General features: G+C 48.4%; 27 protein-coding genes. 20 read left to right on the top strand and 7 right to left on the bottom strand.

The window, feature by feature from the left end; genetic code table 11:
- Positions 1–2 precede the first annotated feature (2 nt).
- The 6 genes from J2Z65_RS18915 to nadE all read left to right on the top strand — a co-directional run bounded on the left by J2Z65_RS18915 (position 3) and on the right by nadE (position 4,715).
- Positions 3–689 carry a PspA/IM30 family protein gene (locus J2Z65_RS18915; protein WP_167052821.1) on the top strand — a complete coding sequence of 229 codons (687 nt, stop codon included), beginning with the start codon at positions 3–5 and terminating at the stop codon, positions 687–689.
- A 222-nt stretch (positions 690–911) separates the two neighbouring features.
- On the top strand, positions 912–1,799 hold the full coding sequence (locus J2Z65_RS18910) for a polysaccharide deacetylase family protein (protein WP_167052819.1): 888 nt from the start codon (positions 912–914) through the stop codon (positions 1,797–1,799).
- A gap of 3 nt (positions 1,800–1,802) precedes the next feature.
- Positions 1,803–2,783, top strand: a complete 981-nt coding sequence (locus J2Z65_RS18905; protein WP_167052816.1) for a prolipoprotein diacylglyceryl transferase family protein — start codon at positions 1,803–1,805, stop codon at positions 2,781–2,783.
- Positions 2,780–3,172, top strand: a complete 393-nt coding sequence (locus J2Z65_RS18900) for a DUF3905 domain-containing protein (protein ID WP_167052814.1) — start codon at positions 2,780–2,782, stop codon at positions 3,170–3,172. Before J2Z65_RS18905 ends, J2Z65_RS18900 begins: the two co-directional genes overlap by 4 nt.
- A gap of 132 nt (positions 3,173–3,304) precedes the next feature.
- The gene (locus tag J2Z65_RS18895) at positions 3,305–3,742 is read left to right on the top strand and encodes a BrxA/BrxB family bacilliredoxin (RefSeq protein WP_167052812.1); all 438 of its coding nucleotides are present in this window, start codon (positions 3,305–3,307) and stop codon (positions 3,740–3,742) included.
- 163 nt (positions 3,743–3,905) lie between these two features.
- Positions 3,906–4,715 carry an ammonia-dependent NAD(+) synthetase gene (gene nadE / locus J2Z65_RS18890; protein WP_167052810.1) on the top strand — a complete coding sequence of 270 codons (810 nt, stop codon included), beginning with the start codon at positions 3,906–3,908 and terminating at the stop codon, positions 4,713–4,715.
- Positions 4,716–4,921: 206 nt separating this feature from the next.
- On the opposite strand, the gene J2Z65_RS18885 is transcribed toward nadE, so the two are convergent.
- Positions 4,922–5,899, bottom strand: coding sequence for an aldo/keto reductase (locus J2Z65_RS18885; protein ID WP_167052807.1), 978 nt, complete (start codon positions 5,897–5,899; stop codon positions 4,922–4,924).
- A gap of 183 nt (positions 5,900–6,082) precedes the next feature.
- Here J2Z65_RS18885 and acpS point away from each other — a divergent pair, with 183 nt between their 5' ends.
- Complete coding sequence (gene acpS / locus J2Z65_RS18880; RefSeq protein ID WP_167052805.1) at positions 6,083–6,469, top strand: holo-ACP synthase; 387 nt, start codon at positions 6,083–6,085, stop codon at positions 6,467–6,469.
- A 5-nt stretch (positions 6,470–6,474) separates the two neighbouring features.
- Here the strand turns inward: acpS and J2Z65_RS18875 are convergent, their stop codons facing one another.
- Both J2Z65_RS18875 and J2Z65_RS18870 read right to left on the bottom strand, forming a co-directional pair.
- On the bottom strand, positions 6,475–6,897 hold the full coding sequence (locus tag J2Z65_RS18875) for a c-type cytochrome (protein WP_240159483.1): 423 nt from the start codon (positions 6,895–6,897) through the stop codon (positions 6,475–6,477).
- Positions 6,890–7,495, bottom strand: coding sequence for a hypothetical protein (locus J2Z65_RS18870; RefSeq protein ID WP_167052803.1), 606 nt, complete (start codon positions 7,493–7,495; stop codon positions 6,890–6,892). The genes J2Z65_RS18875 and J2Z65_RS18870 overlap by 8 nt, the downstream gene beginning before the upstream one ends.
- 99 nt (positions 7,496–7,594) lie before the next feature.
- On the opposite strand from J2Z65_RS18870, the gene mutY reads away from it, so the two are divergent.
- Positions 7,595–8,716, top strand: a complete 1,122-nt coding sequence (gene mutY, locus J2Z65_RS18865) for an A/G-specific adenine glycosylase (protein WP_167052801.1) — start codon at positions 7,595–7,597, stop codon at positions 8,714–8,716.
- Between the two features lie 35 nt (positions 8,717–8,751).
- Here mutY and J2Z65_RS18860 read toward each other — a convergent pair whose 3' ends face one another.
- The 3 genes from J2Z65_RS18860 to J2Z65_RS18850 form a co-directional block, all read right to left on the bottom strand.
- Positions 8,752–9,435: a cyclic nucleotide-binding domain-containing protein gene (locus tag J2Z65_RS18860; protein WP_167052799.1), complete on the bottom strand. Its 684-nt coding sequence runs from the start codon at positions 9,433–9,435 to the stop codon at positions 8,752–8,754.
- Between the two features lie 296 nt (positions 9,436–9,731).
- Positions 9,732–10,343, bottom strand: coding sequence for a superoxide dismutase (locus J2Z65_RS18855; protein WP_167052797.1), 612 nt, complete (start codon positions 10,341–10,343; stop codon positions 9,732–9,734).
- Between the two features lie 87 nt (positions 10,344–10,430).
- Positions 10,431–10,637 carry a hypothetical protein gene (locus tag J2Z65_RS18850; RefSeq protein WP_167052696.1) on the bottom strand — a complete coding sequence of 69 codons (207 nt, stop codon included), beginning with the start codon at positions 10,635–10,637 and terminating at the stop codon, positions 10,431–10,433.
- Between the two features lie 168 nt (positions 10,638–10,805).
- On the opposite strand from J2Z65_RS18850, the gene J2Z65_RS18845 reads away from it, so the two are divergent.
- Genes J2Z65_RS18845 through J2Z65_RS18835 form a run of 3 tightly spaced genes read left to right on the top strand, consistent with a single transcriptional unit; the run spans position 10,806 to position 14,586 of the window.
- Positions 10,806–12,362 carry a spore germination protein gene (locus J2Z65_RS18845; protein WP_420850764.1) on the top strand — a complete coding sequence of 519 codons (1,557 nt, stop codon included), beginning with the start codon at positions 10,806–10,808 and terminating at the stop codon, positions 12,360–12,362.
- Positions 12,362–13,471, top strand: coding sequence for a GerAB/ArcD/ProY family transporter (locus tag J2Z65_RS18840; protein WP_167052792.1), 1,110 nt, complete (start codon positions 12,362–12,364; stop codon positions 13,469–13,471). Before J2Z65_RS18845 ends, J2Z65_RS18840 begins: the two co-directional genes overlap by 1 nt.
- Positions 13,459–14,586, top strand: coding sequence for a Ger(x)C family spore germination protein (locus J2Z65_RS18835; protein ID WP_167052790.1), 1,128 nt, complete (start codon positions 13,459–13,461; stop codon positions 14,584–14,586). The genes J2Z65_RS18840 and J2Z65_RS18835 overlap by 13 nt, the downstream gene beginning before the upstream one ends.
- Positions 14,587–14,636: 50 nt before the next feature.
- On the opposite strand, the gene J2Z65_RS18830 is transcribed toward J2Z65_RS18835, so the two are convergent.
- The gene (locus J2Z65_RS18830; RefSeq protein ID WP_167052788.1) at positions 14,637–16,511 is read right to left on the bottom strand and encodes a PAS domain S-box protein; all 1,875 of its coding nucleotides are present in this window, start codon (positions 16,509–16,511) and stop codon (positions 14,637–14,639) included.
- Positions 16,512–16,722: 211 nt separating this feature from the next.
- On the opposite strand from J2Z65_RS18830, the gene J2Z65_RS18825 reads away from it, so the two are divergent.
- The 9 genes from J2Z65_RS18825 (at position 16,723) to J2Z65_RS18785 (ending at position 25,116) form a co-directional block, all read left to right on the top strand.
- On the top strand, positions 16,723–18,078 hold the full coding sequence (locus J2Z65_RS18825; protein ID WP_167052786.1) for a TrkH family potassium uptake protein: 1,356 nt from the start codon (positions 16,723–16,725) through the stop codon (positions 18,076–18,078).
- A 211-nt stretch (positions 18,079–18,289) separates the two neighbouring features.
- Positions 18,290–19,492: an MFS transporter gene (locus J2Z65_RS18820; protein ID WP_167052784.1), complete on the top strand. Its 1,203-nt coding sequence runs from the start codon at positions 18,290–18,292 to the stop codon at positions 19,490–19,492.
- Between the two features lie 742 nt (positions 19,493–20,234).
- Entirely contained in the window at positions 20,235–20,666 is a 432-nt protein-coding gene (locus J2Z65_RS18815) for a GNAT family N-acetyltransferase (protein WP_167052782.1), read from the top strand.
- A 141-nt stretch (positions 20,667–20,807) separates the two neighbouring features.
- The gene (locus J2Z65_RS18810) at positions 20,808–21,362 is read left to right on the top strand and encodes a DUF402 domain-containing protein (protein WP_167052780.1); all 555 of its coding nucleotides are present in this window, start codon (positions 20,808–20,810) and stop codon (positions 21,360–21,362) included.
- Positions 21,363–21,968, top strand: coding sequence for a signal peptidase I (gene lepB, locus J2Z65_RS18805; protein ID WP_167052778.1), 606 nt, complete (start codon positions 21,363–21,365; stop codon positions 21,966–21,968).
- A gap of 42 nt (positions 21,969–22,010) precedes the next feature.
- On the top strand, positions 22,011–23,198 hold the full coding sequence (queG, locus tag J2Z65_RS18800; protein WP_167053167.1) for a tRNA epoxyqueuosine(34) reductase QueG: 1,188 nt from the start codon (positions 22,011–22,013) through the stop codon (positions 23,196–23,198).
- On the top strand, positions 23,195–23,767 hold the full coding sequence (locus J2Z65_RS18795) for a methylated-DNA--[protein]-cysteine S-methyltransferase (RefSeq protein ID WP_167052776.1): 573 nt from the start codon (positions 23,195–23,197) through the stop codon (positions 23,765–23,767). The genes queG and J2Z65_RS18795 overlap by 4 nt, the downstream gene beginning before the upstream one ends.
- A 16-nt stretch (positions 23,768–23,783) precedes the next feature.
- Positions 23,784–24,815, top strand: coding sequence for an HD-GYP domain-containing protein (locus J2Z65_RS18790; protein ID WP_167052774.1), 1,032 nt, complete (start codon positions 23,784–23,786; stop codon positions 24,813–24,815).
- 91 nt (positions 24,816–24,906) lie between these two features.
- On the top strand, positions 24,907–25,116 hold the full coding sequence (locus J2Z65_RS18785) for a YneF family protein (protein WP_167052772.1): 210 nt from the start codon (positions 24,907–24,909) through the stop codon (positions 25,114–25,116).
- Positions 25,117–25,161 lie beyond the last annotated feature (45 nt).

Raw genomic sequence — 25,161 nt, 5'->3', positions numbered from 1 at the left:
CCATGGGAGTATTTACAAGAATGAAGGATATGACAAAAGCATCAATTCACGAGGTATTGGATAAAATCGAGGATCCGATCGTCATGTTGAATCAATATCTGCGCGACATGGAGCAAGAAATTGCGCAGGCTGAAGTAACAGTAGCGAGACAAATCGCAAGCGAACGTAAGTTGAAGCAGCGCCTTGAGGAGTCCGTTCGTCTAGTAGCTGATCGTGAAGCGAAAGCTTCAGCAGCGATCAAAAACGGTCAAGAAGCTATCGCTCGCCAAGCCGTTGAAGAAAAATTGTACCACGAAGATAAAATTGTCGAATACACGGATTTGTATGCTTCTGCCAAAGCTCATGCCGATGAATTGACGCAACAGCTTCATGAAATGAAAGATGAGTTCTACAAAATGCGCAACAAACGCAACGAGCTTGTATCCCGCGCTCAACTGGCTAAAGCCAAAAAACAAATGGCGCAAGTTTCCTACAACGGTGTGATTGAAAGCGGCAACGCATCCCGCGGCTTCCAACGTATGGAAGAGAAAATCATCCAATTGGAAGTAGAAGCCGAAATCGCTCGCAAACCTTACGTGCCTGCAGGTTCAGTAGGTACCTACACACCTGTTGACGTTGCAAAGCAAGCAAAAGTTGATGAGCAGTTGAACCTGCTGAAAGAGAAATTAAACGGTAACGCCGCCGAGTAAGCGGCTGGATACGAAGGGACTATCCTTAGGTGAAATTTTGCCTGAGGATGGTCTTTTTTTGTGCGGACTAATGAAGGGACTGGAAACTTAGTTTCCAGGGGGATAGATGAGGTATTGCTCGCTGTTCCTGTCGGATTTCCCGGGAAATATTGGGTTTAATGTCGAAAGCGAGGAAAGCCATACTAAAAAAGCTCAGGATTTGCATGATGAGGGGGAGCTTGCATGGGGGATCGGATACGCAGAACGAGTGTTTATGTAATGGGGTTAATGATTAGCGTCAATTTGGTAGGCTGTTCGACTGCACAAATACATACGGAGGAAGACAGTGAGGTGCCGCAGCAGTTGTCAGGAGAAAAATCACGCATTGTCTCCGATGGCAGCCAGACTCCAGCAGCAGTGGACGATTTAGATACAGCCATTGTGGAGACGAGGCATTTTTATACAGGTCCTCCGCACTTGCCTCACCCTGCCGGGGATAAAATCGCTTATTTGACCTTTGATGACGGACCTTCAGCGAGTACAAGGACGATCCTGCGTATTTTAAAAAACAATGGAGCAGTCGCGACTTTCTTCGTTATAGGCAATGAAACGAGTGAAGGGAAATCGCTTTACAGAGAAATCGTAGCGGAAGGGCACGCACTGGGGAATCATACATTTTCACATGACTATAACCGAATTTATAAAACCCCTGAAGCCTTCATGAGGGATGTGCGCAAGCTGGATCAATTGCTGGAGAGAACGGTCGGGTATCGACCAGATATTTTACGGTTTCCGGGCGGTTCAAACAATCATTTGAGCTGGAAATCCGGCGGCAAGGGAGTCATGAGTAAGGTGGCTGCCGTGGTGAGGGAGGAGGGCTACCAGTATTTTGACTGGAACGTAAGCTCGACGGACGCGGCGGCACCGGTGCAGGATAGAGACATGATTATCGACTCCGTGCTGAGCGCAAGCAAAGGGAAGAAGCGTATTATCGTACTTATGCACGATAATACGTACAAGACGACAACCGTAGAAGCGCTTCCCGTTGTGATCAGTAAATTGAAGGCCGCTGGATTCCGCTTTGACAAACTGCAGAAAGCTTCGTTTACGTTTCAGTTTCTGGAGCCGTGATAGTTGCACATTTCGTCTCCTCTCGTTACGATGGAGGTAATTGAGAGAGAGGGGCTGGCGCTTGTTATGCCTGATGTGTTGCAAATTGGACCTTTTCAGCTTCAGGGGAAACTGGTGGCTTTGCTTCTGGCTTGTGCTCTGGGCTTATGGCTTATACGAAGAGCGGCGCGGTATGCGGGGGAGTTGACTAGGGAAAGGGATCACGTTCGTGATCAGGGAGAGCTCCCGACGACAAAGCCAATTGATGATATTGTGTTTGGCGGAGCTATCATCGTAATTCTCACTTGGAAGCTAGGCATACTTGTGACGCAACCCTCCTTGCTATGGACAAGTCCATTGAAACTGCTGATGGTCGTTGGCTCCAGCTTAGAAATTACGCTTGGATTGCTGCTGGCATGCGCCTACATGTACTTTCAAATACGAAAGCAGCGCATTCCGCTGTACTTTTTTCTAGACATTGTCGTGATAGGTCTGACTGCCGCTGCATTCCTCTACTGTGCGCTGGTTCCGGCTTACGGACTGCCTACTGCATCGCCATGGGGCATTGGCGTCAAAGGCACTGTGTCCCGTTTTCATCCCTATCATGCTTATATATCGCTGCTGCTTGTGCCGCTGCTGGTTTGGCAAATTGGGTTTGAGAGGCGTCGGAAGAGCTTCGGTTGTGGCTTTTTGCTGAAATACTCGCTGATTTATGGAGGCGCGGCAGGAATGCTGGCTAGTTTTTTTGCCGCTGCTAAGCCGGTATTGCTTTATTTAAGCTTGTCACAGCTGATCTTCCTTTTCATGCTTGTATTTGGAATGCTCCTCCCTGCTTTGGCACATAATACTGGCAGAAGGGAGCTGAGTGCAATGAGTCAAAACGATTCCAAGACCCAAATCCAGCAAGAGCAGCAAAACAAAGAGCGCGAGAAGGCGGCATCAGGCGCAGGTAAAGAGGGCTTCGTGGACAAAAAACTGGACGGACCCAACCGGCCATCGACATGAGCAAGGATCCGAAGAAATCTGTTCAAGCCGCTCAGGATCAAAGCAATCTCGATCCATTCGAGATCGATTTTCTCCCGCAATTTGAGCAGGGACGTGGTCCGCGAGAAGCTTTTGTGAACGAACATGGCGTCGTCATCGGTGATCATGAGTATGAATCGGACAACTCTCCGCTTGAGCAATGGACGGCAGAGACCGATCCTGAAGTCATGGCTGGAGATGAATGGGTTCATCCTTATAAAGACATTGGATTTCAAAGTGCAGAGAACCGCGATTATTTCGAAAAAGGCATCGTGCCGCAAAGCGGAATTTTTACGCACCCGGATAAAGATGTTTCATTTGAGCCGGGAGAGTCTTCTAGCACGAAGAAGAAGGATGAGGCGGAAGCTTAATAGCTTTCGCTTTATTTCTATTTGTGCTACAGATGGTTATAAGGACTTTGCATTCATCGCCATCGGATGTATAATATAAGTTGTAACGATTACGTTTTGAGAGTAACTATTAAATCCTAAGGGGTGGCACATATGGCAATGTCTTTTGATTCCTACATGAAAGATATGGTTAAACCGATGAGGGAAGATTTGACTCGTCTGGGAATTACGGAGCTTCTGACTCCAGAGCAAGTGGACGAAGCGATTGAGAAGTCCAAAGACGGAACTATGCTGTTGGTTATCAATTCCGTTTGCGGATGCGCAGCAGGTCAATGTCGTCCAGGTGTAGCAAGAGCACTTCAAAACGATACACTGCCAACTTACACATACACTGTGTTCGCAGGTCAAGAAAAGGATGCAACAGCGAAGGCTCGTGAATATTTGGCACCATACCCGCCATCATCCCCATCCATCGCATTGTTCAAGAACGGTGAGCTTGCTCACTTCATCCAACGTCACCAAATTGAAGACCGTTCCGCGGATATGATCGCAGGCGATTTGATCGGTGCTTTCAATCAATATTGCAAATAATGAACGTATAAGGTTTTGACTCGCTATTGCAGCTGATGCATGGCGGGTCTTTTCCTTTTTATGGGCGAAAAATTGCGATTATTCTTTGAAATTTCAAGGTTGAAAGTCTATACTAGATTTCAAAGAATGTTGGTTTCACATTATAGAAAAGGTGGAGAGAGGCATGAGTTTGCAAGCAGAAATTATCGCAAAGCTCGGCGTTAAGCCGGAAATTGATATTGATGAAGAAATCCGTAAACGCGTGGAATTTCTGAAAGGTTATGTGCTTGGAGCGAACGCAAAGGGTCTGCTGATCGCAATCAGTGGTGGGATCGATAGTGCAGTTGCGACAGGTCTGTGCAAGCAAGCGACGGATGAGCTGACAGCGGAGAAGGGCACTGAGTACAAAACAGTCGGCGTGTTTCAACCATACGGTCAGCAAGTGGATATCGAAGATAGCTACGCGGTGGCCAAAGCGTTCGATTTGAAATATCAAATCGAGAACAACATTGAAGAGGCCGTCGACGAAATCGCGATAGAAGTTGAGTATGGGCTCAAGCATATCGGCGTCCACCAGCATGTCAGCCGAGGCGGCAAAGGCAACATCAAAGCGCGAACACGTATGGTGATGCAGTATGCGCTGGCGTTTGAGCTGGGTCTGATCGTTGTGGGAACAGACCATGCCTCCGAAGCGATTACCGGATTCTTCACCAAATATGGCGACGGTGCCGTCGACATCACGCCGCTGAGCACGCTGAACAAGCGGCAAGTGCGTGCCCTTGCTGCAAAACTGGGCGTTCCACAAAGCGTGCTGGATAAGGCTCCGACAGCCGGACTTTGGGATGGCCAGACGGATGAGAATGAGCTCGGCATTACATATGGCGACAACAGCGACTACTTGGAAGGCAAGCAAATCGATCCGGCTGTCCAAGAGAAGCTGGAGAAGCAGTATCTCAAAACGGAACATAAACGCATCCCGATTCCGGGCATTTAAGCTCGTGATAAGTAACCCCCAGCCTTTTGAGGTTGGGGGTTTTGTGCTAGCGAGCATGAGAGATTCGTGGAGCTGGAGTGTTAGCGCGATAAGGGACGGATGGAGGTGCAGAGGTAAATGTAGATACAGATGCAGATGCAGATGTTAGCTGTAAACATAAACTCAAAAAAAGGGCTGAGGCTACAAGCCCTCAACCCTTTATCAACCTATGGGACGCGTACACCGCGTGAGCTTTCAAGAAGCGTGTACCACTCTTCGCGCGTCATGTTCTCAGAGGCGCGCAACGCCTCACGGCAGGCTAGCACGCGCTCAGGCGAGGAAGTTCCGATGACCGGCTGGATACGAGCAGGGTGCTTCATTAGCCAGCCGAGTACGATGGCCTCGGGTGTCGTTTCTTTCTCAGCCGCCAGTTTCTGAACGAGGGCTGCCGTCTGCTTGATGTTGTCAGGCTCGTCCTCGATCGCTCTACCGGAGAATTTGCCTTTAGCCAGCGGGCCCCAAGCTTGAAGTTGAATATCCGCCATCTGACAGTGCTCCAGGATGCCATCGGCGAAGTTGACGCCTACTCCGGCCTTTTGGTTGACCAGGATGCCTTGCTCAATCCAGTCCAGGCGAGCCAGGCTCAGCTCCAACTGATTTACCACGAGCGGTTCAGGCAGGGAATTTTGAATGAAGCGCATTTGGGCAGCGGTCATATTGGAGACGCCGAAGTGACGCACTTTGCCGGCTGAACGCAAAAGATTAAAAGCTTCCGCGATCTCTTCCGGTTCCATAAGCGGATCTGGACGGTGAAGCAGCAAAACATCCAGATGTTCCACGCCCAGGCGGCTAAGGATGCCGTCGACAGCGGGAATGATATGGCTTTTGCTAAAATCAAAGCGCTGTGGATTCACATCGTCCTGAAAGCGGATCCCGACTTTGGATTGAAGAATGATTTGATCGCGAAGATCAGGTCTTTTCTTAAGGACTTCGCCAAAAACAGTTTCGGATTTCCCTCTTTTATAAATATCAGCATGATCGAACATGGTAATGCCGATGGAAAGAGCGGCTTCCACAGCTTTCTCGGCAACGAGATAATCTTCCTTGGTCAATGGAGCCGCAGTCCAATCCCCGCCAAGTCCCATACATCCAAAAACAATTCGGCTATTCGATATTCCACGCTTTTCAAGTGGCATGATTCTCATTCGTGTTGGCCTCCCAGCTTGTAATCTATGTCCAGTATACGCCTAGTTAACGCCTGGCAGAAGAGCTGAAAATAGTGTTACTTACTTACCTGGAAGTAAGCAATCCCCTTAATTCTTGACCGTGAGGGATGAATCGTGTACAGTGTACGCAAAACGCTGGAAGAAAAGTGGTGATGATGAGTAATGATTATCGGCGTCGGAACGGATTTAGTTGAAATTGCGCGTCTTCGTAAAATGCTGGAAGGTTCTGCGGGTCCAAGATTTTTGGAGCGAATTCTGACGCCTCAGGAGAGAGAGCTTGCGCAAAAACGCAAGGGGCGGCTAGCGGAGTTTGCTTCCGGACGCTTTGCGGCGAAAGAAGCGATTGTCAAAGCAATCGGCTGCGGCATCGGCAAGCAGATTGGTTTTCAGGACGTGGAGGTGCTGCCGGATGAGCTGGGCAAACCGGTATGCCGGGTGCGTGAGGAAGCGCTGCAGCGGGCAGGCCTAATAGGCAGTCACCGGATCCATATCAGCATTACGCACACGGAATCGATGGCTGCCGCCTATGCGATTGTGGAGCAGCTGTAAGGCTGCTATTTCTTGGAGCTGAGCCAGTCGCTCAGCAGTCCGATTTCTTCTTTGGACAGCTTATTGCTATAAACGGGCATGCCGCCTCCGCCGTTTGCGATCTGGTCTGCAATTTGCTCTTTGGTCATCTTGCTGCCGACCTTTTGCAAATTCGTCTTGGCGCCGACTTTGCCGGACAGATCCACGCCGTGGCAGCTGATGCACTTGTTCGCGGTGAAGAGCTCCTGCGCCTTCACGAACGCAGGGTTGCTCTCGCTTGCTGCGGTAGCAGCCGGAGCCTTCGGCGTGGCTTCGCCACTCGAAGCTCCGCCGCACGCGGCTAACGCGAGCACCATCGGCGCGACGAGGAGCGCGCCGATTTTCCGCCGCCATGCTGTTCGCAGCATGGCTTCTTTATTTTGCCTCATAGCGAGTGTCCTCCTATTCATGCTGCCGTCCCCAAACGCGAAGCATATATCCGCTCACGATAAGGCTTATGCCGCCCATGCCTTCAAGTACAACAGCGGAGTAGCCCAAATACCAAATGCCCATCAAAGCGGACAGGGCGAACAGCCATAGTCCCAAATAAATCAGCGGTCTGCCCAGCAGTAACCCGATCTGTACGAAACCAATCGCGAGAATGAACGCTCGCAGCACAGGGGTGAATAAAGGCCCGATGGCGCCAATGGCCTCGAGCAAAGCGACAGCGGCGATGAGCATCACGCCCGGCAGCAGCAGCAGGGCCGGATGCCCCCAGCCGCTTCGGTCCATCAAGCCCCTGCCTTCCTCGCCCGTGCGGAAATCCTTCCGTAGGCTCCACAGCTGAATCAAGCTTGCTATGACAGCGGTAAGGAGTGCGGCTTGCTTCAGCCAATCCAGATCGCGCCAGTATATCGCGAAATCCACAAGCGCGCTGAATATCCACTCCGCGCCCCAGATGAAGAGTAAGGGAATGAGGGCGCGGGCTTCGCCGATCCATATTCTCCTTTTATTTGCCAAATCGCTATGCTTCGTATTGTTCAAATCCTTTTGCTTCGTGTTTTGCATACATTCACCTCTAGTTTTATGTTCCGCAATTCTCGTATAATGGAGTCATGTCCATTCATTCATTATAACTGGAACGCGCCCCATAGAGAAGGAGAGCTCATGTACAGTCAAGAACAAATGCTTTATTTTTCCGAAAATCTGCTGGATTGGTACCATACACATAAGCGGGACTTACCCTGGCGAAGAAGTAAAAACCCTTACTATATATGGATTTCCGAAGTCATGCTGCAGCAAACCCGTGTGGATACGGTGATTCCGTATTTCCATCGGTTCATCGATCAATTCCCGACCGTTGAAGCTCTGGCCACAGCGCCGGAGGAAAATGTTCTGAAAGCCTGGGAGGGACTCGGCTATTATTCACGTGCAAGGAATCTACAAACCGCCGTTCGCGAAGTTCACGAGCGTTATGGCGGTATCGTTCCTCAGACGAAGGAAGAGATTTCGTCGCTTAAAGGAGTTGGCCCCTATACATCCGGGGCGGTACTCAGCATCGCCTATAATAAGCCGGAGCCGGCTGTTGACGGCAATGTGATGCGAGTGCTGTCGCGTTATTTTTTGATTGAAGAAGATATTATGAAGCCCGCAACCCGAACCCGTATGGAGAAGCTGGCGCGCGAGCTCATTCTGGAAGGAACGGCAAGTGACTTTAATCAAGCGCTGATGGAGCTTGGGGCTATGGTGTGCACGCCCCGGTCGCCGCACTGCTTGACGTGCCCGGTCATGGCGCATTGCTCAGCGCGTGATGCCGGCATGGAAGAGGCCCTGCCCATCAAAAAGAAAGCCAAACCGCCGCGTCCGGAACTACGGGCAGTAGCTTTAATCGAAGGCACCGGTGAGTATGAGGGAAAATGGTTGATCAGACAGCGTCCGCAGGAAGGCTTGCTGGCACGTATGTGGGAGCTGCCGCATGTGGCTTGGGAGCCTGAGGCGTGGCTCGCCGATGAGGAGAATAAGGCTGTCTTACGCCAATCGCTTGCAGACCAAGAACAAATTATGATCCAACCCGGCGAATGGTTTATGGATACGGAGCATATTTTCAGCCATATCGTATGGAAAATGAAAGTCTTTCGCGCCAAGCTGGGGAGCGTGACCCCGGCAAGCAGCGGGGGAGAATGGGTCCCTTTCCATTACCGTTGGGTAGGTCCGGACGAGCTCCAGCAGTATGCTTTTCCGAATGTGTTCATCCGCATTATGAAAGAGTGGCAGGAGAGCAACGAGTAGCACGCAGCTTCCCGTAGCCTCCTGATCCCCAGGTGCTATCGAATTTCGGACTTGATAGCCTCCACATTTCTTAATGTGATTAACTTTTTATCAATCTGTATGAGGGCATCGTCCTGCAGCTCTTGCAGCACCTTGGTTACGGACTCCCGCACAGTGCCAACCATATTGGCCAACTGTTGATGAGTGAGTTTAACATTAATCAGAAGGCCTTCCGGTGTCGGGATGCCATGCTGCTCGGATAGGCGGATGATCGTTTTCATAATCCGTGAACGAACACCCAGAAACGTCAGATCGTAGATTTGATCATTGGCCTGACGCAGTCGGCCCATTGTTGTTTCCAAGAGCTTTAGGCACAGCCTAGGGCTCTTTTCCATGTATTGCACGAAGGAGGTGCGTTTCAAAGCATACAGCGTGCAGGCTTCCAACGTCTCGGCGGTTGCCGACCGAGTGAGCCCAGCGCTGATCAACGACATCTCGCCGAAAAAATCCCCGTCACGAAACAGAGCCAGAATGATTTCCTTGGCTTCATCCAACCGATATATTTTGACGACTCCTGATTTGATCAGGAATAACTCCTCGCCAGCGTCGCCTTCCAAGAAAAGTATGCTGCCCTTCTTTACTTTTTTTTCCTCAAATAATGGGGCAATACCAAGTAAATCAGTGTGTGAGAGTTCTTGAAAAAGAGGAACGTTTTGAAGTAAGGGTACGATTGTTTTCACCGGGTTCTCATCTCGTTTCAGGATAATATTGGTTACTATTATCGTACTACTTTCCCGAAAAACCGTAAACAATTTCCATCATCATCCGCTTGAACTCCATCCACTATGCACAAAAAAGCGCCACACCTCCCTGATGCACCATGCGATGCCACAAGGATAAACGACTTCGTCGTCCTTTTAGGACGAGCGCGTTTGTCAGGGTAGATGCGAAGTAAAAGTAAAAAACTTATACTAAAAAAAGGGCTGACCCCAAGTAGATAATTCTACTTAAGATCAGCCTCTTTACATTGCTTTGCTTATTTCGTAGCGTCGTAACGCTTGCCAACTTCAGACCAGTTCACAACGTTCCAGAACGCTGCGATGTAGTCAGGGCGTTTGTTTTGGTAGTTCAGGTAGTAAGCGTGCTCCCAAACATCAAGACCAAGGATTGGCGTTTCGCCTTCCATGATCGGGCTGTCTTGGTTAGGCAAGCTGTACACTTTCAATTTGCCAGCTTTATCAACAGCTAGGAAAGCCCAGCCGGAACCAAAGCGTGTTGTTGCTGCTGCTGCGAAGTCTGCTTTGAATTTGTCAAAGCCGCCAAGCTCGCTCTCAATAGCTGATGCAAGCGCGCCAGTAGGTGCTCCGCCAGCGTTTGGTCCGATAACTTCCCAGAACAAGGAGTGGTTCGCGTGTCCGCCACCATTGTTGCGAACAGCTGTGCGAATATCTTCAGGAAGGCTGTTCAGATCAGCAATCAGGTCGTTTAGGGATTTATCATGCAGAGCAGGATGCTTGTCCAGAGCTGCATTCAAATTAGTCACGTAAGTGTTATGGTGACGGTCGTGGTGAATTTCCATCGTTTTTGCATCGATGTGCGGCTCAAGTGCATCGTTCGCGTACGGAAGAGCTGGTAGTTGATGTGCCATTGTATAAATACCTCCTAAAATTATGTAGATTCAACTTCTTCATTATGAAGGAATTGCGATAATAAAGCAACATCTATGTTTACTAAGTCAGACGCCACGACGTTCAATTTCTTGAATGATTTGGCTGTGAATATGAGTACCCTGCTCGTTAAGCCAAGGGGATAAATCGCTCATTTGCCTGTGGTTAAAGTGGAGCTCAATCTCCGTCCATTCACTGGGCTTCATGGTGCTTAGAACTTGGAAATCGCGAATTTTCCGCGGATATTCTGAATTGGATTCTTCATTGCTAGACATGGTTTCACCTCGCATTCCTCTATACCATCCGAAAAATTCCCACTTTTTATGCATGGGATTTAGCAGAAAGCTGAATTTCTCTAGTCCCTCCAAAAAAATGCTTGAATAATCCATGGAAATTCAAGGGAGAATGAAAGAAACAATGGATGAAGTAAGTGGGTGTACATGATGAGTTTTGTTCGCCGATTATTTCGCTGGACGAACCGATTATTCATTCCGACGGCTGTGCCGGAGCAGCAAGGGAATTTTGCGCCGGAGAGCAGCGCACTGCATACAACTCTTATCGACAATATACTGTTGTTGCAGACTATTTTTAGCAAAGCCCCGGATTTGGTTGTTCGCACATTCATTTATAAACAGACGGAAAGCCAAGCAGCACTTGTGTACCTGTCCGGACTCTCGGATAAGAATTCCATTAACAACAATGTTTTACGTCAGCTTATGTTTCACAAGGTTGATACTGATGGGGCTGAACTGCCTGTAACGCTTGGGCTAATGAACACCATGTCGACGTGGGAGTCAATAGAGACGGCCATTTTGCAGGGGTATAGCATCCTTCTCATAGATGGACTTCCACACGCTTATGCAATGGATACGCAAGGATGGCCGCAGAGGGCAATTTCGGATTCGCAAATAGAAGCGTCTTTAAAAGGAGCTCACCAAGGATTTATTGAGACGGATAGTCAAAATATTGCTTTAATACGCCGGTATATTAGCAGCACGGAATTAAAAATCAAGGAGTACTACATAGGGCGAAGAGCTAAAAGCAAGGTTTCTCTTCTCTATTTAGAAGATGTTGCTCTACCTGATTTGCTGCAAGAAATGGAATCCAGGATAACAAAGCTGGATGTAGACTGTATTTTAAATACAGGCGAATTGGCGGAGTATATCGAGGATAACGCCTTCTCTTTGTTCCCGCAATTTATTACGACAGAGCGTCCGGATACGGCTGCCTCTCAAATATTGCAAGGAAGAATTTGCGTAGTGTTGGACCGCTCCTCGAGCGTACTGATTGCGCCGATGAGTCTTATCTCTTTCTTTCAAGGCATTGATGATTATAGCTCACGATGGCCCGTGGCGTCGTTCCTTCGGCTGCTGCGTATTCTGGCTTGCTTTGTGGCTGCCTTCCTGCCGGGCATCTATATTGCCTGCATTTCATTCAATTATGAATTGATTCCATTAGATCTCATCTTATCTATTGGCCAGTTTAGGGCGGCTGTTCCATATCCACCGCTTATTGAAGCCTTTATCATGGAGATTATGCTTGAAATGCTGCGCGAAGCCGGTATTCGTTTGCCTGCCCCGGTTGGCCAGACGGTAGGCATCGTAGGGGGGATTGTCATTGGTCAAGCGGCTGTTCAAGCGGGGATCGTCAGCAACCTTATGGTCGTGATCGTTGCATCCACAGCGGTGGCTTCCTTCATTCTGCCTAATTATGACATGGCTTCCGCCATTCGGTTGATTCGGTTTCCCGTAATGATTATTGCCTCTCTGTTTGGCATTGTGGGGATCATAGCGGCATATATGATTCTGGTCGCGCATCTTATTAATTTAAAATCACTAGGACAGTCCTACACCTCTCCGATCACACCCATACGCATGAGGGATTGGAAAGATGGCTTCGTTCGTCTGCCGTTGTGGAAGATGATTAATCGGCCCCAAAGTATTAGAACTCTTCAGAAAAAGAGGATGGGCTCAAAACGTAATGAAGGTGATGACAACTGATGCCCACTATAGGAAACACCTATGAAAACAACAAAATTACACGGCTGCAGTTTATCTTCCTGATTCATGGTATGCAGGTGGGCGTAGGTGTGATTGAATTGCCATCCACACTGGCAGGAATTAGCGGTACGGATGGGTGGATGGCGATTTTTTTTGGCTGGGCAGCCTCTGTTTTGGCGAGTTTGGTGATGATTCAGGTTATGAAAAAATACCCAAACGGAACAGTAATTCAATTGGTGAGGCATCATTTCGGCAAATGGTCCGGTACTCTTGTAACAATGGTTTATGCGGTTTATATGCTTGTGTTCGTCTATTTAATTTTTGACAGAATGGTTCTTCTCATAAAAACATGGATTATGCAGCAATCCTACACGTATATGCTCATGCTGTTATTCGTCATCCCTGCTTTTATGATTGCGAAGGGGGGCGTTCGAAGCTTGGGGCGTTTCGCTGAAGTAGTGATTCTAAGCACCATCTGGATGCCGTTCATTCTGTTATATGTATTAAAGGATGCGAACTGGATTCATCTGCTGCCGATTCTAAAAGAAGGCTGGATGCCGATATGGCACAGTGTGAGTTCCACCATTCTTTCTTTCTTGGGCTTTGAAGGTGCGTTGTTCTTTTACCCCTATTTGGAAAACAAGAAGTCGGCATCCGTTAACATGATTATTGCAAATACAATGACTCTAGCTGTCTATTTATTTGTAACGATCATTTGTTTTGTTGTATATAGCCCGGATGAAATCACCCTGTTTCATGATGCGCCTCTAACCTTAGCCAAAATCATCGAATTCCGCTTTCTTGAAAGATTCGATATTGTTTTTTTAACCGTGTATTTGCTGCTTATTTGTAAAACATGGATTCCTGCTCTTCATATTGCCGTACAATGCACCGGGCAGTTGGTCGCCAAAGAAAAAGCAAGCGCTCATTTGATTGTTGTTCTGGGTTGCATAGTAGCGATAACCTTCTTGTGGGATCCAAGTTGGAATCAGAATAAAAATTGGTTTAAGGTTTTCAATCAGTTTGGTTTAGGAGTGGCCTATTTGCTTCCCTTTGGTTTATTGGGACTTCTTATGGTGAAAAATTGGATGGCGAGGTGGCGGAACTGATTCGGCTGCGTAAAATAATGCTGCTCCTGATGGCCGTGATCTTGCTGCTTCCAGGGTGTGATGATCGGATGGATTTGGAAAATATCTCACTTGTTCTCATGATGGGAATTGACCTGGATAAGGATGATAATCTGGTCTTCTATTCCTCGAGCCCTGTGTTCAATAAGGAAGCAAAAGAAAAAAATGAACAAAGCAAGGTACGCGCTATTACGGGGCGAGAATCAAGAAATAAATTAGATGCTCGAGTTTCAGCCCTTATCAGTAACGGGAAAATCCAGAGTATTCTTCTTGGTAAACGCCTCCTCGAGCATGAGGAATGGTTCAAGCTGCTGGATGTCTATTTTCGGGATTCGAAAGCAAATAGTTTTGTCAGGATTCTTGCCATTGATGGTCCTGTTGAGGACATCATGTTCTTTAAACCGGTCGATAAGCGGCGGCTCCCTCTGCATGTGGCCAAGCTCATTGATACGTCAAATTCGAGAAATCTTGCGGCCGATACCACTCTTTTTACACTTCATCGTCAAATGTATGAGAAGGGAATAACGCCATATATTCCGCAATTACGTAAAAATGAGGAAATTATCGCGACGGGAACTGCGCTGCTGAATAAAAAAGGAAAGTATTTAACATCATTAAATTTGAAGGAAAATGAACTGCTTACGCTGCTGCAGGATAAAGTGCAAGGGAGTTTGTCCTATACAATTCAATTACCGAAGGAGAGTAAGGAAGATCTGTTTTCTGCCGGTGCTGTGACCTTTTATGTCCTGCATTTCAAAAGGAAGGTTCACGTGACCTATTCGCAGGATCAGTTCCATTTCGATGTTGAGCTTGATTTGCCTCTTCGTTTGACGGAGAAATTGTTTGCTTTGGATGTGGAGAGTGAGGGCAAGAAACTGGAAGAAATGATTAATAAGGAGCTAGACAAGCAAATGAAGGAGCTCATCGCCAAATTCCAGAAGTATCAAATCGACCCGATCGGACTCGGTTTATTCGCGCGTGCTTATCAATATGACGCATGGAAAAAGGTAGATGATCGTTGGGGAGAGGCTTTCTCCAAGGCAGAGGTAAATGTGCATGTGAAGACAAAGATTCAGGATATGGGTGAAATTAAATAAGAGGAATAGGGCCATCCTGCCTTGGCAGAATGACCCTGATGCCCTCTAAGCTATCTTACCGTCGGAAGGCTAACCTCGATGGTAGTTCCTTCATTTTCTTTACTGAATACGCTTACGGTTCCGTTGTGGTTCTCGATGATCTTCTTGCTGACCATGAAGCCCAGGCCGGTTCCTTTTTCCTTTGTTGTATAGAAGGGGTGACCTAGTCTCGCCAGAATCTGCTCCGGGATTCCGCAGCCGTGATCGATGAAACGCAGAAGCAATCTGTTTTCGTTCATCGGTTTGACTTGAATGTTAAGGATTCCGCCAAACGGCATAGCCTCTATCGCATTTTTAATGAAATTGATGCATACTTGTTTCAATTGGTTCTGATCGCACAGAATGGGGGAGAGATCAGGCTCACATTCCGTTATAATCTCGACATTGTTCAAAATAGCCTGGGATTCAAGCAGCGTAGTTACTTGAGCCAGAAGATTTCGAATATCTTTGCGATCGGAATGGACCATTTGGGGTTTAGCCAAAACCAATAGCTCGCTGAGAATCGATTCAATGCGCTCGATCTCGGAAGACATAATTTCGAAATACAGCTTTTTCTCGGAAACTCCTGATTTCATGAGCTGAATGAAGCCTTTAATCGCCGTAATCGGATTACGGATCTCGTGCGCAATACCCGCAGCCAATTGACCTGCGACTGACAGCTTCTCCGAATTAATCAACAATTGCTCTGCCTGCTTCTTCTCCGTAATATCGTGACAAGTGCCGGCTATGCCAATAATTTGGCCTGTTGTGTCATGAATAGGAGATAGCGTGGTGCTCACGTCTACCAGGGTTCCATCTTTGCGCAGTCTGATCGTTTCGAAGCCGATCACGGAATGTCCGGATAGAACCCGGTCGTGAAGCTCCTTCGTTTGATCGGCTAGATTTGCCGGTATGATAGGCAACGAGTGGTTGATGATTTCTTCAGACTTCCATTGAAAAAGCTTCTCGAAAGCGGCGTTGGCTTCCAGTACCTTTTCGTCACGGTCAATAACCCATATCGCATCCCCGTTGTTTTTGATGAAGGACTCAAGTCTGTCTTTGGTCGCGCATAGCTCATCTTCGGCTTGTTTACGCTTTGTAATGTCTCGGCCGACAGCTACGATTTTGGCGACATCGCCGTTCTCATCGCGAATCATTTTGACAGTTGTCTCGAACCAGACATAGTGACCTTTTTTATGACGCACACGGCAAATAAACATATCGTCATCCGAATTCGCAAGAAGACAACGCTGATCCATAGCAAGCAAATCGTCCGGATGCCATAGATCAACCATTTTGTTCCCCACGAGTTCTTCGATTTCATAGCCAAGCAGATTGCGAGCGACTGGTGAAATATGGCGTGTTACGCCGTCCGGCGATGAAATGGCAATGATATCCAAGGCATGATCTGAAATCATACGGTATAGCTCATGGATTTGCTCCAAATGTTTCATCATGTTGAGACGGTATTGGAGGTCCTTTTCTTGCAGAAGACGTTCTTTCTCGCGCAGTTCGATTTCGGTATACTTTTGATCGGTTATATCAATAACTTGAGATATGAAAAATGGGGAGTCACTTTCTTTATCCTTGACAAGGGAAACAGCCAGAATGGACCATACGATATGCCCGTCTTTATGATAATATCTTTTTTCCATTTGGTAGGAGTCCCGTTTACCCGAGAGCAGTTCCGCCATTAATTGCAGATCAAGCTCTAAATCCTCCGGATGAGTGATCTCTTGAAAGGTAATCGTGTATAGTTCTGATTCCGAATATCCTAAGATAGAGCAGATGGCTGGATTAGCTTTGAGAACGCGCCCATTAGGTGCAACCAGAACCATGCCAATCGGAGCATACTTAAAAGCTTGTGTAAATAAAGATTCATTTATCAGTCTCTGGTCTATGGACATTGCCAAAACTACCTCCGGTACAGGGCTTAACTCAAGATTCCAATTGAAACGTTTCTACCAGGAGCAGGTCTATTCCTGCCTATTTCAATTAATATTTTAGGTGGAAAGATCTATGTAGAGGCAATAATCCTGAAAAACTGACAGTTCTTTACATCGCTTCTACCAAATTATACAATTATCGCAAACTTATTTATGTACGGAGCTGTCTGAAATGATAAATAATCCGAAAAAGAAATTTCGCTTAAGTCCGCCTCAGGTTCTGGCTCTTGGATTTATCCTGATGATCTTGGCCGGGGCTGTCCTGCTGTCATTACCGGTTTCGTTATCGGGGGAAGGCAAAATGATGTGGACCGACGCCCTGTTTATGGCGACCTCCGCCACCTGTGTAACCGGGCTGTCTGTGATTAATACAGGGGCGCATTTATCAGCCTTTGGGGAAGTTGTACTTATTCTGCTTGTTCAAATCGGCGGTCTTGGCTTTATGACCATGTCCACGCTTATTGCGCTAGTTCTGCGCAGGCGTATCTCTTTCCAAGAGCGTCTTATTCTGCAGGAAGCGATGAACCATGAGTCCACGGAAGGAATCGTTAGGCTTGTTCGCAAAGTGCTCATCTACGCACTCTACATTGAGCTGGCAGGCGCGGTGCTGTTTGCAATCCGTTGGTCGTTTGAACTGCCGATAAGTCAGGCCGTGTACTTTGGCATCTTCCACAGCATCTCGATTTTCAACAATGCCGGGTTCGATCTGTTCGGCAGCTTGCCTGACAGGCCAGGATCTCTGATGCATTATGTCGAGGATCCTTTCGTAAACATTGTTTCTATGATTCTAGTCATTCTCGGCGGGATCGGGTTTATCGTGATCTCTGATTTGCTGACATATCCCAAGAATAAAAAGCTTACTCTGCACAGCAAGGTTGTGCTCAGCGCATCCGCGGCACTAATTTTCATTGGCGCACTAGTCATTCTTGTGTTCGAGTTCACTAACACGCATACCCTGCAGCCTCTCTCCGCCATGGGCAAGCTGCTCAGCTCGCTGCTGCAGTCGGTGTCGTCCCGCTCAGCGGGCATTAATACAATCGATATTCCTTCGATGCGGCAGGCGACGCAGTTTTTCATCATTATTATGATGTTTATCGGAGCGTCGCCCGGTTCCTCCGGCGGAGGCATCAAGGTGACGACTTTCGTCATTCTCGTCGGCGCGGTGATCGCGATGATGAGGGGCAATGAGGAGATTGTGCTGTTTCGCCGGCGTATTTCAAAAGACCGTATTTATAAGGCGATTACATTTACGCTGCTCTCCTTCTCTTTAATTGTCGTTTCAACCATCGTACTCACGATAACAGAGAGCTTTCCGTTCCTTGGCGTATTGTTTGAGGTCACATCGGCTTATGCCACCGCGGGGATGTCGTTAGGATTAACGTCGCAGTTGACGGAATTCGGCAAAGTGTTTCTAGTCATTCTGATGTTCGTTGGACGGCTTGGCCCTGTCACGCTCGCCTACATATTGATTCCACTTCCGGAGAAAGAGCATTTCCGCTACCCGGAGGGTAAAATTACAATTGGATAAGCCTGTACATACAGAACCTCGGAGGCATTACGAGGGGGAAGAGGTTGTCCAAAGCCGCTGTTGGGACAACCTCTTTTTGTGCATCATGAATCCAAAATTTCTACTATCGGGCGAAAGATGATAAAATAACGTTATCGCAAGCAGGGTACTCGGGAGAATGGGAGAATCGTTGAGCACGCAAGTGCAATATGAAACATCAGGGGGAAAGCACATGGAATTTTCTTGGAAGCGAAATCTGGTTACGTTATGGATCGGTGTTTTTTTCTGCGGGATGGCCTATACCATTTCCATTCCGTTCTTGCCGATTTTCCTGCACACGGAGCTCGGGATTGATAAAGGGCTCGAAGCATGGTCAGGCATTACATTTGGCATCACCTTTTTAGCCAGCGCTTTAATTGCACCCTACTGGGGATCGCTTGCCGACAAATATGGTCGCAAACCGATGCTCATCCGTTCGGGGTTCAGTTTAAGCGTTCTTTATTTTGCGACCTTTTTCGTTCACGATCCTTATCTTTTCTTAGTTGTTCGAATTTTGCAGGGGCTGCTAGCCGGCTTCGTTCCTGCCTCGATTGCGCTGGTCGCCACGAATACGCCGGAGAAAGAAGTCGGGTATGCCCTTGGCGTCATGTCGACGGCAGGCGCAGCCGGAAGCGTGATCGGCCCGCTGGTCGGCGGCTTTGTCAGCCATTGGGTAGGGAACAGGGAGTCCTTCCTCGTTTCCGGCTGTGTCGTCTTGGTTGCGGCTTTCATCGGGCTGTTCGGCGCCAAGGAAAAAAACTTCAATCGCTCGGCTGTGAGGTCCGGCGTCCTGGATGATTTGAAGTCGGCTGTGCATAATAGATCTTTTATGGCTATCCTCGGCGTCACCATGTTGGTAGCGACCTCCGTCATGATCGTTGAGCCGCTGCTAACCATCTATGTTTTACAAATGGGAGGCAGCCAAAGCTCCGCGTCCCTAAGCTCGGGCATCATTTTCTCGGCAGTCGGCGTAGCGACAGTCATCGCCGCGCCGCGATGGGGCAAGCTTGGGCAGAAATTCAGCTACTCCAAAACGCTGTTCATCGGACTGTTGGGCGGCGGTATCGGGAATCTGCTGCAGCTGGGCACCCATCATTTGCTGGCATTCGGTATTTTGAGGTTCAGCTATGGGCTATTCTTTGCGGCAGTTTATCCGGCGCTGAACGCATTAATTGTGAAGTTCACTGATCCCAGCTTTCGGGGCAGGGCATTTAGCTTGAATCAATCCGCTACGCAATTAGGAACGATGAGCGGGCCGATCATCGGCGGTTTCTTGGGCGGCTGGCTCGGAATTCCACTCGTTTTTGCCATAAATGGTCTGGCGCTCATTGGTGTCGCGTTTTTCTACAAATATCGGGGGCCTAAGCAGGCACTCGTGGAATCAAGTGTGACCTAGCTGCTAGCTATAGTTGCAGGAAAGGGGTAAGCGGAGCTTGCCCCTTTTTTTCGTGCGGAGACGTTCCGTCTCAATGCCTCACGGGCATTTAGAGGAACTGCAGGGCACTGTTTTGCCGAAAACAGCCATTTGTGCGATGGGAAGGGAACAGGGTCCGTTATTTCTCCAGATGGACAGGCATTTGGGGGATTGGGGCGAAATAAGCCCCTGTAGTTCCCCTTCAACCGCCGAATTTAGCTTTTCGGCAAAATAAGGGAACGAGGTTTCCCAAAATGGGGCGGGGTTCTAGGCGCGCACTCCCATACACTGGCCTGACACTTACGTCTCGCGTATGTACAATTCCAACACAATGGCTCCAAAACATACGTCTGGCACACGCTCAATACCAACACATTTTCGCTAAAACATATGCCCGGTACATGCACAAAACCAACACACTGGTAAAACAAGTACATCCCGCGTACGCACACTCCCAATCCACCTCACCTCAACACACATCCCGCGCACGAGTTAGAAAGTGACTGAATCTCTAGTCCAACGCAACGATACGAAAGTAGACGATTAAGGCGCAATTTGTTGAAAACGCTTGCATTTAAGCGCTTTCAAGAGGTTTTTAGAAAAAAACAAAGATTTTTGTGAATTTTAACACATTTTCAGCAGGATTCCGTCCTTTTTTGTCGTATTTACTAAAATACCATAAAATTAATCCTAACAAATCAATAGGGGATTGGGAGAGAACCGTATGCATGTTCGTTCATTTCAGCTTGGTGATACGTCTTTGGTGACATCACTTTTACAGGATGTTTTGTCGGAAACCTGCTATGAGGAAACGATGGAAGCATTTGCTCGTCAACTTTCTTGGGATACGGAGCTTGTGCTAGTTGCACAGGAAGAATCAGAAATCGTGGGCATGATTATTGGCACCATCGATAACAACAACGGCTATTACTATCGAATTGCAGTTGCCACAGAGTATCAGCGTAAAGGTATCGGTAAAGCTTTGATCGAAGCAATGAAAATGAGGTTCCTCCAACGGAAAGTGAACAAAATTATGGTAACGGTCGACGTCCATAATGAAGTTGTACTCCCTGTTTATGAGTCAGCAGGTTACAGTACATCAGATTTTTCCCGTGCAGCACATCGGTTAAGCATTGTGAAAAAAGTCAGCGTGTAGTCACGGTTTACACGAAGTGGAATTGAATAGCTATGAATTGAGGAAAGCATATCGGTGCCGCCATTGCAATTGGGGGTCAGATATGCTTTTCTATATAATAGGGGAACTTATCGGCAGCTATCAATAGAGGAGCTTTGAGACATGGATAATTTCGCGCCTTATGTGATAAAAAGCTTCAAACATGACGGACATTTACACCGGATGTGGCTCACGAATTGGCGGGTGCCGCCGCACATCCTTCATCTCGATCATCTCCAGCAAGAGATGATGGTGTTTATTAATAGCCAGACGAAGATTCAGGAGGCTGACGGCAAGGAATGGGTCAGCCGTATTCCGGGCGTCTCATTTTTTATTCCCAAGCAATGGTTTAACATTGTTGCCCTTATTGAAGATACAGGCGTGAGATATTATTGCAACGTGGCTTCGCCCATGTATATCACTCAGCAAGTGTTGACTTATATCGACTACGACCTTGATGTGATTCGAATGCCGGATCGTTCCGTGCATATCGTCGATCAAGATGAATATGAACGTCATAAACTGAATTATCACTATTCGACGCTTGTCGAAACGAAGGTGCAGGATGGGCTTGCCGCTGTATTAGAGTTGGTGAACACGGACAAGCCACCTTTTCAAGATGATTTGGTGATGCATTATTACGAGCAGTGGGAAAAGTATAGGAACGGAGGAGCCTAGATGAGCTTCTTTGTAGGCAGAAATCAATCGAATCAAGCTGCTTCACAGCCCAGGTCCGTCAATCAGGCAGAGGCAAGAAGCCTAACCCATGAGTTGTGGGACTGGACGAAATCCATTCTCGTAGCTCTTCTTGTCGTTATTCTTGTGCATCAGTTTGGATTTAATTTGTCCACGGTTCGCGGTCACTCGATGGATCCTACCCTTCAAGAAGGTGAATGGCTGTTTGTGAACAAAGCCATTACGTATTTTAAGGCGCCTCAGCGCGGAGAGATTGTCATTCTCAAGGAGACGGAGGAGTATGCCTTTACCCATCACCCTTTTTTGGTGAAAAGGGTTGTGGCCGTCGGAGGCGACGAAGTGAAGGGCCGAGACGGCGTTCTGTATGTAAACGGCGAGAAGGTCGACGAGCCGTATACCGATTCGCCCATCGAGGACGGCGATTTCGGCCCGATGCGCATCTCGGAAGGGCGTGTCTTCGTGATGGGCGATAACCGCCACGCAGCGGCAAGTGCCGACAGTCGCAGGTTCGGGGAAGTTCCGGCCAGCCTGATTCAAGGCCGGGCCGAGTATGTGCTGTGGCCATTTTCGATGGCCGTGAAGCTTTAACAGAACGAAGAGAGGTGAGGTGAGGGTGTTTTGGCGGTTTCCATGGAGATAACCACACAGGATGATATCAGCAAATTACAACAAGAGATCGTGGAAGCCGCGCCGTCCCTCGGTATTGATAAGATCGGCTTCACGTCAGCGGATCCGTTCACGGAATTGAAAGACATCCTTCTCCGCCACCGCGAGAAGGGGTTTGAATCCGGCTTCGAAGAGCCGGATATCGAGAAGCGGGTGCATCCCGAGCTGAGCTTCGACGCACCGCGATCGATCATCTCCATCGCGGTGGCATACCCGTCGAAGCTGGCGAATCCGCCACGATCCGAGCCGGGCGCGTATCGGGGAATCATTTCGCGCTCCTCCTGGGGGAGCGATTACCATGATGTGCTTCGCGACCGGCTCGCGAAGCTGGAAGCTTTTATCGCGGAGCGCGTGCCTGACGCGCGATTGCAAAGCATGGTCGACACCGGCGTGCTGGTGGACCGCGCTGTCGCGGAGCGGGCCGGCATCGGCTGGTCCGGCAAAAATGCAGCCGTTATTACCCCCGAATGGGGCTCGTGGGTCTATTTGGGCGAAATCATCACGAACATCCCGTTCAGGCCCGATACGCCGATGATGGATCAATGCGGGGACTGTACGATATGCATCGACGCCTGTCCTACAGGGGCGCTCGTCGGCCCGGGACAGCTAAATTCGTCCCGCTGTATCTCTTTTATCACCCAGACGAAGGGATATGTTGATGACGAATTTAAGCTCAAAATCGGCAACCGGCTCTACGGCTGTGACACCTGCCAGATCGTCTGCCCGAAGAACAAGGGGATGAACTGGACGCATCACCCGGAATTCGAGCCTGACCCCGAGAAGGTCAAGCCGCTTCTGATCCCCTTGCTCACGATGACGAACAAGGACTTCAAAGAGCAATACGGACGCATCGCGGCGTCCTGGAGGGGCAAAAAGCCCATCCAGCGCAATGCGATCATTGCGCTGGGGAATTTCAAGGACAGCACCGCGGTGCCGGTTCTAAGCGAGCTGCTGCGGACCGATCCGCGGCCAGAGATCAGGGCAACGGTTGCATGGGCACTGGGGCGGATAGGCGGCGAAGACGCTGCGGCTGCGCTCAGCAAAGCCCAAGGAACGGAACAGGAGCCGGCTGTGCAGCAGGATATTGAGAAGGCTGTAGCAGCCATTATTCATCAAGAAAGCTCGAACATAGGGGAGAAGGAATCGACATGACACAATTCCATCAGGATGCTTCGAATGTCCTGTTTTATAAGGAGATCACTTCGCCCATCGGTCCTTTAGTTCTTGTCGCGACATCCAAGGGACTGTGCCGCGTCGCTTTCGGTACTATGGCTCAGAATCAGGAGGGGCTGCAGGAATGGGCGGCACGCTGGTTCGGCAAGCAGACGCAGCTGCAAGAGCATGCTTCCAGTCTGGCGCCAGTTGTGGAGCAGCTGGAGGAGTATTTTAGAGGCGAACGGTTGAGCTTTGATGGGGAACTGGATTTGAAGGGAACGGAGTTTCAGAAAAAAGTATGGACTGCACTGCTTTCCGTTCCTTACGGAGAGACTGCTTCTTATAAACATATTGCCGAAGCGATTCAGTCCCCGAAAGCCGTAAGAGCGGTTGGCGGCGCAAATAACAAGAATCCGGTTCCGGTGATTATTCCATGCCATCGTATCATTGGCGCAAGCGGCGATCTTATTGGTTACGCCGGAGGCCTGGATATGAAAATATCCTTGCTTAATTTAGAACGTTTAAAGCGATTAGATCTCCCTAATACGGATCCAAACAATAACTAACAGTGGAGTGAATCCTATGAAATACGTACATTTGGATTCCGTTGAGTCGGGTCAATATTTGGGGCGCACGATTTTTGCCAGCAATGGTTCTATTTTGCTTTCAGAAGGCGTCCAGTTAACGGTATTCATGATCAATACGCTCAAACGGATTGGTGTTACGATGATCTACATCAAAGACCCGAACATGGAGGATGTGGAGATTCCCGAAATCGTTTCAAATGAAACGAAACGTATCGTCATGCAGCGAATGGGGCAAACCTTCGCTGCGATCCAGTCCGGCAAGGAATTTGACACTCGCGCTATGAGCATTTCGATCAATACTTTGCTTGATGAGGTTATGAAAAATCGTGATGTGCTCGTCCAACTGACGGACATTCGGACGAAGGATAATGAGATGTATGTCCATGCGACGAACGTCTGCATGATGGCGGTGCTCATAGGAATTAATATGGGGTTCAATGCGACGCAGTTGAAAGAGCTTGCCGTGGGTGCTCTTTTGCATGATGTGGGGAAGGTTGAGCTTACCTACGACGATGAATCGTCTGACAGAAAAAGGCACCATACATGGCGCGGATTCGAGCTTTTGAAGACCAAACGTGAATTCAGTTTGCTCATCGCTCATGTCGCTTTTCAACATCATGAGGCACTAGATGGCATGGGCATTCCGAGAGGCTTGACCAGTGACGAAATTCATATCTATGCCAAAATTACAGCGGTTGCGAATATGTACGATAATTTGCTTTTCGATACTTCCGTAGGGCGCCGTATGCTGCCGTATGAAGCTTGCGAGCATATGATGGCGTTGGCGGGAACGAAGCTGGATCGGGAGGTCTTAATACATTTTCTGAAAACCATCTCCATCTACCCGACAGGAGCTTCAGTTCGATTATCGAACCGGCAAACCGGCGTTGTCGTCGGCCAGCATCGCGGACTCCCAAGCCGTCCGATTGTGAGAATCGTGAAGCAGGATCAGGCGGACAGGGAGCTGGATATTAAGGAAATAGATCTGGCTAAACATACAACGGTTTTCATTGAACAAATCCTTTGATTTTATGGCTAAGTCATTTGTAAAGCCATCAGCAGAAATGGTATGATAAGGCAAGCAATCTAACCTATTAACACATGCAGGGGGCAACGTTATGTGGAGTTATCTTATTCCTATTCTCACTTTAATTGTGGGCTTAGTCGGCGGATTCTTTATCGGCGTATTTTATTTGAAAAGACAGCTTGAGGCTATGCAAAACAATCCGGAAATGCTGGCCAAAATGGCCAAGCAAATGGGTTACAACATGAATAAGCAGCAGTTGAACAAAGCGCAGCAAATGATGAAAAACCAAAAGTGGAAATAATATTAGGGAGTCAAATCCCTTCCAAAGGGCTTTGCTGTCTTACCG

It is taken from the genome of Paenibacillus aceris (genome assembly GCF_017874035.1).
Lineage (GTDB): Bacteria > Bacillota > Bacilli > Paenibacillales > NBRC-103111 > Paenibacillus_E > Paenibacillus_E aceris.
Note: the sequence above shows the minus strand (reverse complement) of the source record. Positions and strands in the feature narration are given on the sequence as shown.

Coding starts and splice junctions, on each gene's coding strand:
- J2Z65_RS18915 (WP_167052821.1), top strand. CDS start 3: ATGGGAGTATTTACAAGAATGAAGGATATGACAAAAGCATCAATTCAC.
- J2Z65_RS18910 (WP_167052819.1), top strand. CDS start 912: ATGGGGGATCGGATACGCAGAACGAGTGTTTATGTAATGGGGTTAATG.
- J2Z65_RS18900 (WP_167052814.1), top strand. CDS start 2,780: ATGAGCAAGGATCCGAAGAAATCTGTTCAAGCCGCTCAGGATCAAAGC.
- J2Z65_RS18895 (WP_167052812.1), top strand. CDS start 3,305: ATGGCAATGTCTTTTGATTCCTACATGAAAGATATGGTTAAACCGATG.
- nadE (WP_167052810.1), top strand. CDS start 3,906: ATGAGTTTGCAAGCAGAAATTATCGCAAAGCTCGGCGTTAAGCCGGAA.
- J2Z65_RS18885 (WP_167052807.1), bottom strand. CDS start 5,899: ATGAGAATCATGCCACTTGAAAAGCGTGGAATATCGAATAGCCGAATT.
- acpS (WP_167052805.1), top strand. CDS start 6,083: ATGATTATCGGCGTCGGAACGGATTTAGTTGAAATTGCGCGTCTTCGT.
- J2Z65_RS18875 (WP_240159483.1), bottom strand. CDS start 6,897: ATGAATAGGAGGACACTCGCTATGAGGCAAAATAAAGAAGCCATGCTG.
- J2Z65_RS18870 (WP_167052803.1), bottom strand. CDS start 7,495: ATGCAAAACACGAAGCAAAAGGATTTGAACAATACGAAGCATAGCGAT.
- mutY (WP_167052801.1), top strand. CDS start 7,595: ATGTACAGTCAAGAACAAATGCTTTATTTTTCCGAAAATCTGCTGGAT.
- J2Z65_RS18855 (WP_167052797.1), bottom strand. CDS start 10,343: ATGGCACATCAACTACCAGCTCTTCCGTACGCGAACGATGCACTTGAG.
- J2Z65_RS18850 (WP_167052696.1), bottom strand. CDS start 10,637: ATGTCTAGCAATGAAGAATCCAATTCAGAATATCCGCGGAAAATTCGC.
- J2Z65_RS18845 (WP_420850764.1), top strand. CDS start 10,806: ATGAGTTTTGTTCGCCGATTATTTCGCTGGACGAACCGATTATTCATT.
- J2Z65_RS18840 (WP_167052792.1), top strand. CDS start 12,362: ATGCCCACTATAGGAAACACCTATGAAAACAACAAAATTACACGGCTG.
- J2Z65_RS18830 (WP_167052788.1), bottom strand. CDS start 16,511: ATGTCCATAGACCAGAGACTGATAAATGAATCTTTATTTACACAAGCT.
- J2Z65_RS18825 (WP_167052786.1), top strand. CDS start 16,723: ATGATAAATAATCCGAAAAAGAAATTTCGCTTAAGTCCGCCTCAGGTT.
- J2Z65_RS18820 (WP_167052784.1), top strand. CDS start 18,290: ATGGAATTTTCTTGGAAGCGAAATCTGGTTACGTTATGGATCGGTGTT.
- J2Z65_RS18815 (WP_167052782.1), top strand. CDS start 20,235: ATGCATGTTCGTTCATTTCAGCTTGGTGATACGTCTTTGGTGACATCA.
- J2Z65_RS18810 (WP_167052780.1), top strand. CDS start 20,808: ATGGATAATTTCGCGCCTTATGTGATAAAAAGCTTCAAACATGACGGA.
- lepB (WP_167052778.1), top strand. CDS start 21,363: ATGAGCTTCTTTGTAGGCAGAAATCAATCGAATCAAGCTGCTTCACAG.
- queG (WP_167053167.1), top strand. CDS start 22,011: ATGGAGATAACCACACAGGATGATATCAGCAAATTACAACAAGAGATC.
- J2Z65_RS18795 (WP_167052776.1), top strand. CDS start 23,195: ATGACACAATTCCATCAGGATGCTTCGAATGTCCTGTTTTATAAGGAG.
- J2Z65_RS18790 (WP_167052774.1), top strand. CDS start 23,784: ATGAAATACGTACATTTGGATTCCGTTGAGTCGGGTCAATATTTGGGG.
- J2Z65_RS18785 (WP_167052772.1), top strand. CDS start 24,907: ATGTGGAGTTATCTTATTCCTATTCTCACTTTAATTGTGGGCTTAGTC.